The sequence below is a fragment of the Acinetobacter sp. AOR34_HL genome (assembly GCF_027854795.1).
In the GTDB taxonomy this organism is placed as follows: Bacteria; Pseudomonadota; Gammaproteobacteria; order Pseudomonadales; family Moraxellaceae; genus Acinetobacter; species Acinetobacter junii.
In genome coordinates this window covers 60,209-75,410 of sequence record NZ_JAKTID010000031.1, presented here as the reverse complement: position 1 = coordinate 75,410, position 15,202 = coordinate 60,209, and the positions used below count along the sequence as shown (strand labels likewise).

The following is a 15,202-nucleotide window of genomic DNA, read 5'->3' as shown; positions in this document are numbered from 1 at the left end:
GTTAAGATCAGGACTAGATCAATATACAAATACTTTAAAAGAAAAAATAATGAAAACACCTCATTTTGCAATTATTGGCGCAGGCACAGCAGGACTCGCCACTGCGATTTTGCTTGCACGTGAAGGTCATCAAGTCACGATCTTTGAACACGTTGATGAACTCTCTCCTGTTGGTGCTGGTTTACTTTTACAACCTGCTGGCTTAGCTGTTTTCGAACATCTTGGTGTACTTGATCAAGCATTGAAATTAGGTGCAAAAGTCACAGGTTTAGAAGGTCAACTTGCAGATAAACGTCTATTGGTGAATAGTCATTATCACCAAGCTGAGGCTCTTCGTTTTGGTCTTGGTATCCATCGTGCCACCTTATGTCACGTCTTAACTGAAAAATTGGCTGAATATTCGAGTCATGTCACTTGGAGAATGGGACATCGTATCGACGGACTTGAGGAACTACAAAGTGAAGTTCGAATCTTTGGCCCATGCAAACACCAATTCTTCGATGATTGTTTTGATGCGGTACTGATTGCCAACGGTGCAAGAAGCCAACTTCGACCTAAAGCATGGGTTAAAATCGATCAACCCTATCCTTGGGGAGCTGCATGGACAATCGTGCCTGAATGCTTAAGCTTGAATCCTGAAATTCTGCATCAATTTTATGATCGCTCTAACATTATGATGGGAATATTACCGACAGGAGCTATTCCTACAGCACCACAACAACGGCTTTCAAGTGTGTTTTGGAGTTTACCAACATCGCAACTGCAATCTTTCTTAAAAGATGAATCTACAAAGCAGCAATGGCTAAAACAAGTTTCAGATCGCTGGCCAGATGTGGCTGAGTGGTTCAGTCAACTTTTATTAGACCAACAAAATCAACCGCAATGGTTATCAGCTCAATATCGTGATGTGGTGATGTCAAAATTTGGTCAAAGTCGAATCGGGGTCATCGGTGATGCAGCGCACGCCATGAGCCCTCAGTTGGGGCAAGGTGCCAATATGGCTCTGTTAGATGCATGGGCTTTTTCGCAATCATTGCGCCTCGCTCAGAAAAACCAGCAGATTGATTGGTCGATATTATGGCAACACTATCACCAACATCGCCGCTCCTCGACTCAGTTCTATCAATTTCTCAGCCGTTTACTGACTCCTCTTTATCAATCCAACCACTGGTGGGCAGGTAGTTTACGTGACTTAATTTTCCCGTGGATGTATCAAATCCCCTATTTTCGTAAAGAAATGGCAATCACCATTTCAGGCTTAAAAAAAGGACCTCTTCAACAAATGAGTTATCAGCAAATTGCTGAGTATCAACACCATGAAAATCGTTTGATTACAAACAATCAATCCTTACCTGAATGTGAATAAAAAATAAAGAGAGTTGAATTAAATATGAAAATTAGCCATTTAGACCATTTTGTTTTGACCGTTGCTAATATTGAAATCACCTGCCAGTTTTATCAATCAGTCCTGAATTTTGAAGTCGTTACTTTTGCCGAAAACCGAAAAGCACTGCAATTCGGCAATCAAAAAATCAATCTACATCAAGCTGGTAAAGAATTTGAACCTAAAGCATATTGTCCAACCGCAGGATCGGCCGATTTATGTTTTATTGCGGAAACACCACTCCATGAAGTGATTGCGCACCTTCAGGCACAGCACATTAAAATCATTGAAGGTCCAATCGAAAGAACAGGTGCGATGGGAAAAATCCTTTCGATTTATTTTCGTGATCCAGATCAGAACTTGATTGAAATCTCAAACTATCTTTAAAGCCTGATCCATGACTTTTTACCCAACAAGCATAGCCAACCTAAGCCACAAACGCTACACTAACGGCTTTCCACTCAATGGATTTTTCACTCATGTCAAACTGGTTAGATGAAGTTAAATTTGATTCCAATGGTCTTGTTCCTGCCATTGCACAACATCATCAAACTGGTCGAGTGTTAATGGTTGCATGGATGAACCGTGAAGCATTACAACTGACGGCTGAAAAGAATCAAGCGGTGTATTACTCACGTTCACGTCAAAAATTGTGGCACAAAGGCGAAGAATCTGGACACTTTCAAACAGTACATGAAATCCGTCTCGATTGCGATGCTGACGTTATTATTCTACAAATTGAACAACATGGTGGTATTGCTTGTCATACAGGTCGTGAATCTTGTTTCTATCGCAAACTGACCCCTCAAGGTTGGGAGATTGTAGATGCCCAGCTGAAAGATCCAACGGCGATTTATGGTGTATCAGCGAAAGTAGAAACTCACGAGCATAACCACAGTGAACAAGTCGATGTACTTGCGTATTTAGGTCGCTTGATGCAAGAGCGTAAAAATGCTGCCGCAGATAGTTCTTATATTGCGAGTCTATACAAAAAAGGCATCAATAAAATTCTAGAGAAAGTCGGTGAAGAAAGTGTTGAAAGCATTATTGCAGCCAAAGATTATGCCGCACTAGCCTCTCTCGAAAACAAACATGACCTCATTTATGAAGTTGCCGATTTATGGTTCCACAGTATTGTCATGTTGGGCTATTTCGATCTTGATCCGCAAGAAGTTTTAGATGAACTTGCTCGCCGTCAAGGTCTATCTGGTTTGGTTGAAAAAGCAAATCGTAGCAAAGAAGCGTAATTAGAGCCTGTGTCAAATCACGAGAAACCCAAAGCTACCTACGAGCAAGCGATTGCCATAGATAATGCTCGTTTAGGACAATCATTTAAAGTGATTGCGTATGCTGGCACAGGTAAAACCACGACGTTGCAAATGATTAGTGATGCCATGCCTGAACGTCGTGGTATGTATTTAGCATTCAACAAAGCCATCGCATCTGAAGCGCAAAATAAATTTCATGGCAATGTGAATTGCAGAACCTTTCACTCACTTGCTTTTCGCAGTGTACCTCGTGGCGTCACTGATAAATTACGCTTACCACGTTTAAGCCCAAGTTTTATCGCTAAAGAATATCGTCTTGAGCCGATTACATTACGTCGCCTTATGGGGGGACGTTATGAAAAATATGTACTGATGCCTAGTCGACTTGCGAGTTTAGTGGCAAATGCAGTCAGTTATTTTTGCTCGACAAGTTCGCAATATCCTGCGCCTCGTCATATTCAAGCACCTAGCTGGTTGCACCAAGATGATATTGAGTCATTACAACAACACCTTTACCCTGCAGTAGAAAGACGTTGGTTAGAATCGATTGATCCAAATCATCAAGCAGGTATTGGGCATGACATTTATCTGAAATTATGGGCTTTATCTGAACCCAATATTCCAACAGATTATGTCTTGTTTGATGAAGCACAAGATGCAGATCCTCTGATGCTTGGCATATTACTTCGTCAAAAAAGTACCCAAGTGATTTATGTGGGTGATGCACATCAGCAGATTTATGCATGGCGTGGCGCAGTCAATGCAATGCAACAAATGCCCTTACATGAAAGTCGCTTGACGACTTCATTCCGTTTTGGTGATGCGATTGCTGAGGTAGCAAACTCCATACTAGGTGCGTTGAATGAAACTGTCCCTTTACTCGGCAATCCAAATGTTAAGTCCAATGTCGTCAACAAACCGCATACCAAAATGCGCGATGCGATTTTATGTCGGACGAATGCACGAGCGATGGAGTTATTACTTTCAGGTTTAGTCCATGGTGATAAAGTCAGCTTACAAGCTGATCACCAAAAACTGAGTCGTTTTGTTGATGCTGCCAGTTTACTCAAACAAGGTAAACGCATCACCGATGTACCAGAGCTTGCTTGGTTTAACTCATGGCATGATGTACATGAATACTGTGAAACGAATGATGGCAGTGATATCAAACCCTTAGTGAAACTAGTTGACGATCATGGGACTGAGCCACTCAAACGCGCTTTAGCTAAAATCACCCCGATTGAACAAGCTGATTATGTCATTTCAACCGCTCATAAAGCCAAAGGCTTAGAGTGGAATCGCGTGCATATCGAAGATGACTATCAATTTAAAATAAATGGCTTGGAACATAAAATTACAGATGAAGAGCTGAGATTACTTTACGTTGCGTGTACACGTGCTAAAGTAAGTCTAAATATTCATCATCTATATGACTTAATACAACAATTAAAACGATGCGCTCCCTCAACTCTTCGCCAGTCCGCAGGATAAAGCGCTCAGGATTGAGGTGAGCTTATGCAACTAGAGTCGGTTCAATTTAAACATGTCGGAATGTTCCGAGATTTAACTGTTGAATTTCACCCTGCACAACGCCCAATTACCTTAATCCTTGGTGATCAGGCGACAGGCAAAACCACAGTTTTAAAAAATATTTACCAAGCCCTGACTTGGTTTTCAGCACGTTTCAAAGATATTCGAACCGCAGGCGTAGTGATCTCTGATCAAGATATTATGCTGACTAGACTTCAAGCAAAAGTTCAAGTCAACGTTAGAATCAGTTCTGAGTTAAATGGTGCTCTTGCTGAAAGTAGTTCTGCTCTAGAAACAGATACGCATAGTTGCTCATGGAAATTATTTAAAACATTTAATAGTCAAGGCGTTGGTATCAGTCAGGTTGAAACTCAACAACTAGATCAAGTGGTGAATCTTTATCAGAAAACCAGCCTGCAAGATCCTTTGTTCGGCTTACCCCTGATTGCCTACTATCCTGCTGAACGCTTCGTCCAAGAAGTCAATCTACAAAGCAAAAATGTTCCAGGTATTTTGCAAGAAATTGCGGCATATGATTTAACAGCACTTCCCTACACAACCTTTGCACGTTTTTTTGAATGGTTAAGAGAAATCAGTGACGTGGAAAATGCGCACTCAGCTCATATTGTTCGACGCTTAATGGGGAATGATTTCAAACAACAAAATCAGTCTGAAATTTTACAGCAGCTTCAACAAGAACTTGCTAATCATCCCAAACAACTATCTGCACCAAACTTATATGCTCTGAAAAAAAGTCTACATACAGTTTTTCCAGAAGTTACTGATTTATTTATACAATATGTACCAAAACTGCAATTGATGGTGCGCTACAAAGAGCAGCTCATTCCATTTCAACAATTATCAGCCTCCCTCAAAACATGGATCGCACTGATCGGTGATGTGACACGTCGCTTATGTTTACTTAACCAACATTGCTTCGATCCATGCTTAGAAGGTGATGGGATTTTATTAATTGATCAGGTTGATCATCAACTCGATCAAAACTTCTCAGCAGAAATTCTACAGCGACTACATCTTGCATTCCCTAGACTACAAATCATCGTAACAGGCAACCGAGATGAGCTTTTAGAACATGCGCTTGATTATCAATGTTTACGTTTGGATGCCAACGAAATCTACGAAATCAATCTTGCACAATCTCAAAACCAACTCTCGCAACTTTATAATCAACTGGTATGGAGTGAAGGAACTAACGTTGCTCAAACGCATAATTTGTTAGAAACAGAAACCCTTGTAAGTAAAGTGGGTGAGTTATTTCATCAAATACAGGAACTTAATCCACAAGAAAAAACTGATTTATTCAATCTGTTAAAAATAGATGATACCCCTCAAGAGACTTCACTTTAATTGATTGTTTTGGTGAACGATTTTTGGCTTTTGAGTTGCTAGAATGTTGTTACTTCATGTAATACCATCGGGTTTTTGTTGATGTTTTATAGTAAGATAAAACTCATTTTTTATTTTCAAGTTGTGCAATACAACTTGCTGCCTCCGTTAACTTGATTGGGTTTCGAGATTTGAAACTTTGGCAATCTCTTTGAATGCCTGTGAATCTTGGAAGAAAATTCACCCTTAGGTCCTTTGATCTAAATCATCGACATGGATACCAGTGTGCTACCGATTATTATCTTATTACCGCTTATACTCGGCACCACCCTTGTCTCACAGCTGCAACGTTTTTCACGTGGTGTGACGGCACTAGGGGCGATAGGCATTAGCCTGAGTTGTTTTTTATTACTGCTAACTCAAGCAGAAACGGTTCTTCAGGGCACACCGCTCATACAAAGCTGGGACTGGCTTCCGCAATTTGGGATCAATTTAAGCTTTCGTTTAGATGCTTTAGGTTTATTGTTTAGTTTACTGATTAGCGGTATCGGTACGCTTATTTATATTTATGCTTATTATTATTTAAGTCCTAAAAATTCGTTAGCTAAACTGTATCAACTTTTGATGTTGTTCATGGCAGCGATGCTCGGGATTTCACTCTCAAACAACTTGATGATCCTTTTAGTTTTTTGGGAGCTTACCAGTATTTCATCATTTCTTTTAGTGGGTTACTGGAGTCAGTACGATGCTGCTCAACGTGGCGCACGTATGGCTCTCACCATTACGGGGATGGGTGGATTAGCGATGCTAGGTGGATTTGTTCTTTTGGGGCAAATTACGGGAACTTATCAAATCGATCAACTGGTATTGATGAAAGATGAAATTCAACAACATGCCTTATTCGTTCCGACACTATTATTAATTTTATTAGGTGCATTTACCAAAAGTGCCCAGTTTCCATTCCACTTTTGGTTACCGAATGCGATGGCTGCACCAACGCCTGTTTCAGCATATCTACATTCAGCGACTATGGTAAAAGCAGGTATTTTTCTACTTGCTCGTTTAGCACCTATTTTTATTGGTGCTGCGCTTTATCACAATATCGTAACTTTTGTTGGTCTGTTCACCTTGTGTATGGCAGCAGGTTTCGCGATTTTCAAAGAAGATCTCAAAGGTTTATTGGCTTATTCAACAATTAGTCACTTGGGTTTAATTGTTTGTTTACTTGGTATTGGTTCTCCTCTTGCTGTAGCAGCCGCAATCTTCCATATCATTAACCATGCAACCTTTAAAGCTGCATTGTTTATGATCGCTGGTATTATTGATCATGAAAGCGGCACGCGAGATTTACGCAAGCTTAGTGGTCTTTGGCAATTATTACCGTTCACTGGCACATTAACTATGATCACAGCTGCCTCAATGGCAGGTGTTCCACTGACCAATGGTTTTATTTCCAAAGAAATGTTCTTTACCGAATTGCTCGCTAATTTGTCAGGACCCGTGATGGTCATTTCAGCTATCGTTGCAACTTTGGCCGGCATATTTGCAGTCAGTTACTCGATTCGCCTAGTTCACGGGGTGTTCTTCGACGGCGAGCTTGGAAATCAAGTGCCAAATAAAGATGCGCATGAACCACCTTTAGGTATGCGTTTACCTGCAATTTTTCTTGCGACTTTATGTATTTTAGTCGGTATTTTCCCTGCCCTTCTTGCAGGTACGATGGTCAACAGCGTGACACGTGCCAGTCTCATGCAACCAAATTTTGAAGGGACACATCTCGCGATTTGGCACGGTATTAATGCTCCATTGCTAATGAGTGTGGTTGCATTAATTGGCGGGGCAATTTTCTATTTTAGCCTCGCCAAAGATGGTCGCATTCGTAAAATCGATTTAGATCCGTATTTAGGCAAGTTTCAAGGAAAGATTTTATTCGAGTTATTCCTTAAACATTTATTATTGAATAGCCGCAAACTTAAGCAAAAAACTGAAAATGGTTCATTACAAAGCTATTTGCTCTGGATCGTTTTGTTCAGCATCATCATGGTCGCCTTACCTTTGTTCAATCAAGGCTTAACCACTGGTACTAGAGAACTTACACATGCACCTTGGATCGCAATCGTTCTTTGGCTTACTCTATTCTCAGCATGTTGGATGATGCTGTGGTTCCATCATGAACGTATCAAGGCAGTGTTAATCAGCGGAGCCGTTGGTTTAGTCGTGACCATGGTTTTCGTGACTTTATCTGCTCCAGATCTTGCATTAACTCAAATCACAGTTGATGTTGTCACTACTGTATTGCTTCTCATGAGCCTATCATTACTTCCGCAATTAACACCATACGAATCAAGTCGTCCTCGTCGTTGGCGTGATGCAAGCTTGGCAATTGCTGGAGGTTTTGGCATCGGTTGGATTACATGGTTAATCCTAACCAGAGACCATAATTCTATCTCTTGGTTCTTCTTGCAACAGTCAATCCCATTAGGCGGTGGCTCAAATGTTGTCAACGTGATCCTCGTTGATTTCCGTGGATTCGATACTTTTGGGGAAATTGCAGTACTTGGTATTGCTGCAATCGGTGCCCTATGTCTAATGGATGGTATGCGTGCTCATGGTACGACCATGACGCAAGGTCTTAGCTATCGTTTTAATCCGTCACCGTTAATGTTACGTATTACTGCTTCGTGGGTACTTCCTCTCGCATTAGTGGTTAGTGTTTATATTTTCTTGCGTGGTCATAACTATCCTGGTGGTGGCTTTATTGCAGGATTGATTACTTCGATGGCATTGATTATTCAATATATCGTTTTAGGTCAAGATCAGGCAGAGCAAATGATCAAAGCTAAATCTGGTCGCCTTTATGAGGTATGGATTGGTTCTGGACTCACGATTGCAGGTTTAACAGGGATTGCCGCTTGGTATTGGGCACGTCCATTCTTGACCAGTGCTCATATTTATGTTGAGCCTCCGCTTCTAGGCAAAATGCATTTAGCTTCTGCGGCTGCATTTGATTTAGGCGTATACATCACTGTTGTGGGTGCCACGATGCTGTTAATTTCAGTTTTAGGTGACTCTCGCCACTCAAGTATGTCGGGTCCAATCCCAAGTGGAGATAAATAAAATGGTAAGTATTGAATTTTTACTCGCATCGGGAATTGGATTACTGACTGCAACAGGCATTTATTTGATTTTGCGTGCAAGGACATTTCCTGTCGTTCTTGGACTTGCCATGATTGGTTATGCGGTGAATTTATTTTTATTTGCAATGGGCCGCTTACAAGTCAACGCGCCTGCAATTTTAACTGAAGCAACCAAAGTAACCGATCCACTTCCTCAAGCATTAGTTTTGACAGCAATTGTAATTGGTTTTGCAACAACCGCATTTATTGTGCAATTGGCGTTACGCAGTCGTTATGAGTCTGGTACGGATCATGTTGACTCCAAAGAGGAACCAACCTTGACATATGACCCACGCGAGGATGAGCCATAATGTTCAATTTTTCAAATTTTTGGCTAAGTCACGCTCCAATTTTTAGTATTTTAATTCCTGCATTTACAAGTTTCCTTCTATTAATTTTAGGAAATCCTGGTTCTGGTTCTTTAAAACAAGATTGGCGTCAACCATGGCGACGGAGTATTAGTTTAGGTTCAATCACTTTGGGGCTGATTACTGCAGTGAGCTATTTACTGTTAGCGAGCACAGGTCAGATAACGGTTTATCAACTCAGTGAGTGGTCTGCACCTTTTGGTATTGTTTTAGTCTTAGATCGACTTTCAGCTTTCATGCTGGTATTAACTTATGGTTTGGCGCTCCCTATACTTTGGTATGCCAGTGATAATTGGGATACTCGTGGTCGCTATTTCCATGCAATGTTCCACTTCCTACTCATGGGATTATCTGGTGCATTCTTAACAGGTGACTTGTTCAACCTATTCGTATTTTTTGAAATCTTGTTGATGGCATCGTACGTATTATTACTGCATGGTCAAGGTCGTCCTCGCTTTCAACTTGGCGTTCATTACGTCACGATTAATTTACTTGCCTCGGCGCTTTTCCTCATCGGTTTAGGCATGATCTATGGAAGTGTCGGTAGTTTAAACATGGCTGATGTCAGCCGTCTTGTCCCTACCCTAGACAATGATCAGCACAAACTCGCGATTGCTGGTGGTTTTTTGTTATTCGTTGTCTTTGGTATCAAAGCCGCAATGTTGCCCGTGGGTTTTTGGCTACCGAAAACATATGCTGTAGCGAGCACGCCTGTTGCAGCGATTTTCACAATCATGACCAAAGTAGGTATCTATGCCATATTACGTGTCAATGGAACGGTATTCGATGATGCGATGGCAAAAGACATCTTAAAGCATGTCTTACTGGTTATTGGATTAATTACATCTCTATATGGTGTAATTGGTGCGCTTGGAGCAGATCGCTTACGTCGTTTTGTTGGGTTTATGGTGCTATCGTCAATTGGAACATTACTGATTGCGATCGCTATGCTAAACACCCAAGCTTGGGCAGCAGGTCTTTATTATTTAGTGCATAGTACATTAATCGCTGCAGCATTTTATCTATTCTGTGGCTGGATGACTTCACAACGTGGCGAGTTTAAAGATCATTTAAAAATCGCACCCAAAATAAAGCAAGAAAAAGCAGCTGCATTTACCTATTTCACCATCGCACTTATGATGGCTGGATTACCTCCGTTTAGCGGTTTTTTAGGTAAAGTCTTTATTCTTCAAGCAACAGCTGAAACAGCTTATCAAGGTTGGATTATTGCTGTGATTCTAGTTGTCAGCTTACTGAGTATCATCGCATTAACACGTGTAGGTTTTATTCTGTTCTGGCGAGCGACCTCACCTGAAGACAATCCTGATGAAGCAGCATTTGTTACTTATCAAGATTTACCTGAAAAAGCACCTAATCGTAATGACACCGTGATTTATGTCATTTTATTCGGCTTGATGAGTTATGTCGTTTTTGCTGCCCCAGTACAAAATTATATGACTGCGACTGCACAGCAAATTCAAAATCATGCACTTTATAATGAAGCAATATTAAAACTTGATGATCAAGGTCGCCCTATTAGCGTACAACCTTATGATCCTAGCTATTTGCCAGAAACGAAATATGGTGGTGAAGTAGAAGATCATAATGCGCTGTTGATTCCAAATGTGATTTCTAAACCAACATTGCAAGGTGAGCACATTTCGGAATACAAACAACGTCAGATTGCAGAGCAAACACTTGAAGCACCAACAATTCCAAATGCCAGTCAATTAAAACCAATGGAGGAACACTAACATGCAAAAAATCACTTTGCTTGATCGGTGGTTTCCACACCCATTTGTTTCATTTATGGTATTTCTCAGTTGGTTAATGTTGTCAGGAAGCGTTGAACTATCAACATTATTTCTAGCTACCTTGTTAGCCATTATTATTCCACGATTAGTACGCCCTTTCATCGCACGCACACCACATATACATTGGATACCTGCTATCAAATTATTCTTTGTTGTGTTTTGGGATATCGTGATTTCAAACTTTCGTGTTGCACGGATGGTGCTTGGACCAATAGATCACTTACAACCTAAATGGTATCGAGTACCGCTTGAAACGGAACATGAAGAAGTTAATACATTACTGGCGATGATCATCACCACAACACCAGGTACAGTTTCAGCAGGTATTGATCAAGAGCGAGGTGATATTCTAGTTCATGCACTCAGTTCAGATAATGCAGAAGTTGATATTCAAGAAATCAAAAATAGATATGAAACACCTTTATTGGAGATTTTTAATGTCAAGCCAATGCAAGGAGTAGAACAATGACAATCTTGCCTTATGCTCTTGGTATTTGCTTAATTGCGATTACGATCTCTATGTTTCTTTGCCTAATTCGCTTAATCATAGGACCATCAGTGATTGATCGATTATTGGCGTTGGATACGCTTTTCCTGAACGCGACTTGTCTAATTATCGTTTTAGGTGTGTATTGGGTCAGCACGAATGTCTTTGAAGGCGCACTACTGGTTGCCATGTTGGGCTTTGTGTCAACTGCGGCTCTTGCTCGTTACTTTACAACGGGTCATGTGATCGATTAAGGAGATATATCATGCAATTTGTTTTTGAAATAATTATTTCCTTCTTTTTGATTTTTGGTGCATTTTTTATGCTGGTGGGTTCCATCGGCATGATTCGTTTACCTGATTTATTTATGCGCCTACACGCACCCACAAAATCAAGCACACTAGGTTTAGGTAGTTTTTTAATTGCAGCTATGGTATTTGGAGCGACTCAAGGTCGTTTCGGTTTTGCTGAATTATTGATTACTTTATTTGCCTTTATTACTGCCCCAGTATCTGCAAATTTAATGGCACAAGCTGCAATTCATTTACGTTTGCGTTCAACCAGTGGTGATGTTCCAGAAGCTTTAAATCGTCCGCTACCGTGGCAACGTTATCGTCGTACAGCAAATAAAGAAGATCAGAACTAAATCTTGTGATTTAAACAATATATTCTCATCGTAAAAAAGCCACCCGAAGGTGGCTTTTTTAAATTTATTCTTTATCTTCTTGCCCTTGTTCAGGCAGATCCTTGACAGCTTCCGCGATCAAACCAAACATGTAGTTACCATATGCATTGGTTTTATCATAATGGAAACGCAATCTAGGGGTAATACGTGTCTTAATACGACGACTTAGCTCATGACGCAGGAAACCAGATGCTTTATTTAATACATCTAAAGTTTCTTTATTTGCTGCTTCACTTTGCTCATCACCAAGCTCACGCCCCATCACGGTTACATAAACTTCAGCATATCCTAAGTCAGCACTGACTTTGACCGCAGAGATGGTCACTAGACCACCTAAGCGTGGATCTTTAAGCTCCTGACGGATCAACTCTGACAACTCACGTTGTACTGAATCCGCCATGCGCTTTAAGCGTTGGCTACCCGCCATTAAAGACTCCGTTTAACCAATTGAACATCATAAACTTCGATTTTATCAAGTTCTTTGATGTCGTTATAACCTTTAACCGCAAGACCACATTCCATACCAGCACGAACTTCTTCTACTACATCCTTATAACGACGTAATGACTCAAGCTCACCTTGGAATACAACCACATCATCACGTAAGACGCGGATTGGTTTGTTACGGTGGATTACACCTTCCATTACCATACAGCCTGCAGCAGCACCAAACTTACTTGAACGGAACACTTCACGAACTTGAGCAACACCCAAGATTGTTTCACGATGTTCAGGAGCAAGTTTACCGCTCATTGCTGCTTTCACGTCATCAATTAATTGATAGATAACGCTGTAGTAACGAATGTCGATACCATCTTGGTCAGATTTTTGACGCGCTGTGTTATCTGCACGAACGTTAAAGCCTAATAAAACAGCTTCAGAAGATTCTGCAAGAGTAACGTCAGATTCTGTAATCGCACCAACACCTGAACCAATTACACGTACTTTCACTTCATCAGTAGATAACTCATCAAGTGCAACATGTAATGCTTCTAAAGTACCGCGCACATCAGTCTTAAGTACAACATTCACAGTTGGAACATCTTTCTTACCCATAGACGCCATGATGTTTTCAAGACGCATAGAGCTTGCACGTTCAAGACGTTTTTGACGTTCACGATCTGCACGAGCATCAGCAACTTCACGTGCTTTCTTCTCGTCATTTACGACTAGAACTTCATCACCCGCCATTGGTGCTTCAGGTAAACCTAAAATTTCAACTGGAATTGATGGTCCAGCCGAAGTAATACGTTGACCATTTTCATCAGACATCGCACGTACACGGCCATAAGATGAACCAGCCAATACAAGATCACCAATATTCAAAGTACCGTTTTGTACTAGAATAGAAGTAACTGCACCACGACCTTTATCAACACGCGCTTCAATTACTACACCTTGTGCCGCGCCTTCTGCTGAAGCTTTAAGCTCCATCAATTCTGCTTGGATCAAGATAAGGTCAAGTAAGCTATCGATACCAGCACCTGAATGCGCAGATACTTTCGCAACTGGAACATCACCGCCCCATTCTTCAGGCACGATACCTTTTGTAGTCAACTCATTAAGTACACGGTCAACGTCAGCTGATTCTTTATCCATCTTGTTGATTGCAACAATGATCGGCGTACCCGCTGCACGAGCATGATCAATCGCTTCCGCTGTTTGTGGCATTACACCATCATCAGCAGCAACAACTAGAACTACGATATCTGTTGCTTTCGCACCACGAGCACGCATAGACGTAAACGCTGCGTGTCCAGGCGTATCTAGGAAAGTAATAATACCTTTCTCAGTTTCAACATGGTAAGCACCAATGTGCTGAGTGATACCACCCGCCTCGCCAGCTGCCACTTTAGAGCGACGAATACGATCTAATAATGACGTTTTACCATGGTCAACGTGCCCCATAATTGTTACAACAGGCGGACGAGTTGTTTGCTCACCACGTGCTTCTTCAGCAGCTTCAAGTAAGTTGTCTTCCGCTTGAGTATCAGAAACTAGAACTGGATTATGACCCAACTCTTCGACGACCAGTACAGCTGTATCTTGATCGATTGCTTGGTTCTGAGTAACTAACTCACCCATTTTCATGAGTGTTTTGATTACTTCACGGACTTTAACTGCCATTTTTTGAGCAAGATCAGCAACAATGATTTTCTCACCGATCTCAACATCATAAATCTGCTTCTTAACAGGTTTTTCAAAACCATGTTTATTCGCTTGGCTCGTTTTCAAACCACGCTTGTGATGGCTCTTACTGAAACTTTGCTCTGCTTGAGCATCGCCACCACGACCGCTTTTCTTACCAGCACGCGGATTTGCAGTTGCACCACCACGTTTGATTTCACGGTCTTCTTTGTTGAATGAATCTTCATATGCTTGACCAACAAGACCAGCAGCTAAAGGAGAGTCATCAATCACGCGAATCGTAGTCGTAGCATCATCATTTGAATATTTTGATGCCATTTTACGCATTTGCTCAAGTGTACGCTGTTGTGCTTCTTCAGCAGCTTTACGACGTACAGCTTCTTCAGTAGCTTTTAATTGAGCCGCTTGAGCTTCACGAGCTTTTTTCTGTTCTGGCGTTTCTGTTGGCTTAACAACAGGTGCTTTAATAATCTTGTCACTGTTACGTTTTTTAACGACAACAGCTGTTTTAGCTGGTGCTTGTGTTGAACTGTCAGAAGTATGCTCTGCACGCATTGCTTCTAAAGTTGCATTGGCTTTTTGCTCAGCACTATCACGGGCTTTCTGTTCAGCTTCAACACGTGTTTTTTGTTCAACACGTACTTTCTGATCAGCTTCAGCTCGCGCTTTTGCTTCTGCTGCAAGTAACTCAGGGCTCGGTTTCGCAAATACTTGTTTTTTGCGCACTTCAACATTAATGTTTTTAGCTTTACCCGATGTACTTGTTACTTTAGCAGTACTCGTTGTTTTACGTTTCAACGCAATTTTTCCTGTGTTACCACTTTCCTGACCATGTACTTTTTTCAAATAATTGACCAAAGTATCTTGCTGTTCAGTGGTAATAATGTCATCTGCTTTACGCTGTGGTAGACCTGCATCGCGAACCTGCTCTAGGAGTTTCTCTACAGGACGTTCTACGCTGAGCGCTAACTCTTGAATCGACTTGTCCGTCATCT

13 protein-coding genes are annotated in these 15,202 nt (G+C 41.2%); 11 read left to right on the top strand and 2 right to left on the bottom strand.

The window, feature by feature from the left end:
• Positions 1-49 precede the first annotated feature (49 nt).
• From MKL32_RS04710 to MKL32_RS04660, 11 genes are all read left to right on the top strand, one after another.
• Complete coding sequence (locus MKL32_RS04710; RefSeq protein ID WP_212387965.1) at positions 50-1,366, top strand: FAD-dependent oxidoreductase; 1,317 nt, start codon at positions 50-52, stop codon at positions 1,364-1,366.
• Between the two features lie 24 nt (positions 1,367-1,390).
• Positions 1,391-1,771: a VOC family protein gene (locus MKL32_RS04705; protein ID WP_270900268.1), complete on the top strand. Its 381-nt coding sequence runs from the start codon at positions 1,391-1,393 to the stop codon at positions 1,769-1,771.
• 92 nt (positions 1,772-1,863) lie between these two features.
• The gene (gene hisIE / locus MKL32_RS04700; RefSeq protein ID WP_270900267.1) at positions 1,864-2,631 is read left to right on the top strand and encodes a bifunctional phosphoribosyl-AMP cyclohydrolase/phosphoribosyl-ATP diphosphatase HisIE; all 768 of its coding nucleotides are present in this window, start codon (positions 1,864-1,866) and stop codon (positions 2,629-2,631) included.
• Positions 2,632-2,640: 9 nt separating this feature from the next.
• Entirely contained in the window at positions 2,641-4,143 is a 1,503-nt protein-coding gene (locus MKL32_RS04695; RefSeq protein ID WP_270900266.1) for a UvrD-helicase domain-containing protein, read from the top strand.
• 24 nt (positions 4,144-4,167) lie between these two features.
• Positions 4,168-5,550 (top strand): AAA family ATPase, encoded by a 1,383-nt coding sequence (locus tag MKL32_RS04690; RefSeq protein ID WP_270900265.1) that lies wholly within the window; start codon positions 4,168-4,170, stop codon positions 5,548-5,550.
• A 252-nt stretch (positions 5,551-5,802) separates the two neighbouring features.
• On the top strand, positions 5,803-8,646 hold the full coding sequence (locus MKL32_RS04685) for a monovalent cation/H+ antiporter subunit A (RefSeq protein WP_005403582.1): 2,844 nt from the start codon (positions 5,803-5,805) through the stop codon (positions 8,644-8,646).
• A 1-nt stretch (position 8,647) separates the two neighbouring features.
• A complete protein-coding gene (locus tag MKL32_RS04680; RefSeq protein ID WP_004876507.1) occupies positions 8,648-9,016 on the top strand; it encodes a Na+/H+ antiporter subunit C in 369 nt (122 codons plus the stop codon).
• A complete protein-coding gene (locus tag MKL32_RS04675) occupies positions 9,016-10,827 on the top strand; it encodes a monovalent cation/H+ antiporter subunit D (protein ID WP_270900264.1) in 1,812 nt (603 codons plus the stop codon). The genes MKL32_RS04680 and MKL32_RS04675 overlap by 1 nt, the downstream gene beginning before the upstream one ends.
• A gap of 1 nt (position 10,828) precedes the next feature.
• A complete protein-coding gene (locus MKL32_RS04670; RefSeq protein ID WP_151805439.1) occupies positions 10,829-11,356 on the top strand; it encodes a Na+/H+ antiporter subunit E in 528 nt (175 codons plus the stop codon).
• Positions 11,353-11,628, top strand: a complete 276-nt coding sequence (locus MKL32_RS04665) for a monovalent cation/H+ antiporter subunit F (protein WP_004916826.1) — start codon at positions 11,353-11,355, stop codon at positions 11,626-11,628. The genes MKL32_RS04670 and MKL32_RS04665 overlap by 4 nt, the downstream gene beginning before the upstream one ends.
• A gap of 11 nt (positions 11,629-11,639) precedes the next feature.
• Positions 11,640-12,020: a Na+/H+ antiporter subunit G gene (locus MKL32_RS04660; protein ID WP_005403578.1), complete on the top strand. Its 381-nt coding sequence runs from the start codon at positions 11,640-11,642 to the stop codon at positions 12,018-12,020.
• A 64-nt stretch (positions 12,021-12,084) separates the two neighbouring features.
• On the opposite strand, the gene MKL32_RS04655 is transcribed toward MKL32_RS04660, so the two are convergent.
• Together MKL32_RS04655 and infB are read right to left on the bottom strand one after the other, a co-directional pair.
• Positions 12,085-12,486, bottom strand: a complete 402-nt coding sequence (locus tag MKL32_RS04655; RefSeq protein WP_004916834.1) for a ribosome-binding factor A — start codon at positions 12,484-12,486, stop codon at positions 12,085-12,087.
• Positions 12,486-15,200 carry a translation initiation factor IF-2 gene (gene infB, locus MKL32_RS04650; RefSeq protein ID WP_004957499.1) on the bottom strand — a complete coding sequence of 905 codons (2,715 nt, stop codon included), beginning with the start codon at positions 15,198-15,200 and terminating at the stop codon, positions 12,486-12,488. The genes MKL32_RS04655 and infB overlap by 1 nt, the downstream gene beginning before the upstream one ends.
• Positions 15,201-15,202 lie beyond the last annotated feature (2 nt).

Coding starts and splice junctions, on each gene's coding strand:
- MKL32_RS04680 (WP_004876507.1), top strand. CDS start 8,648: ATGGTAAGTATTGAATTTTTACTCGCATCGGGAATTGGATTACTGACT.
- MKL32_RS04710 (WP_212387965.1), top strand. CDS start 50: ATGAAAACACCTCATTTTGCAATTATTGGCGCAGGCACAGCAGGACTC.
- MKL32_RS04655 (WP_004916834.1), bottom strand. CDS start 12,486: ATGGCGGGTAGCCAACGCTTAAAGCGCATGGCGGATTCAGTACAACGT.
- hisIE (WP_270900267.1), top strand. CDS start 1,864: ATGTCAAACTGGTTAGATGAAGTTAAATTTGATTCCAATGGTCTTGTT.
- MKL32_RS04705 (WP_270900268.1), top strand. CDS start 1,391: ATGAAAATTAGCCATTTAGACCATTTTGTTTTGACCGTTGCTAATATT.
- MKL32_RS04675 (WP_270900264.1), top strand. CDS start 9,016: ATGTTCAATTTTTCAAATTTTTGGCTAAGTCACGCTCCAATTTTTAGT.
- MKL32_RS04690 (WP_270900265.1), top strand. CDS start 4,168: ATGCAACTAGAGTCGGTTCAATTTAAACATGTCGGAATGTTCCGAGAT.
- MKL32_RS04660 (WP_005403578.1), top strand. CDS start 11,640: ATGCAATTTGTTTTTGAAATAATTATTTCCTTCTTTTTGATTTTTGGT.
- MKL32_RS04670 (WP_151805439.1), top strand. CDS start 10,829: ATGCAAAAAATCACTTTGCTTGATCGGTGGTTTCCACACCCATTTGTT.
- infB (WP_004957499.1), bottom strand. CDS start 15,200: ATGACGGACAAGTCGATTCAAGAGTTAGCGCTCAGCGTAGAACGTCCT.
- MKL32_RS04685 (WP_005403582.1), top strand. CDS start 5,803: ATGGATACCAGTGTGCTACCGATTATTATCTTATTACCGCTTATACTC.
- MKL32_RS04665 (WP_004916826.1), top strand. CDS start 11,353: ATGACAATCTTGCCTTATGCTCTTGGTATTTGCTTAATTGCGATTACG.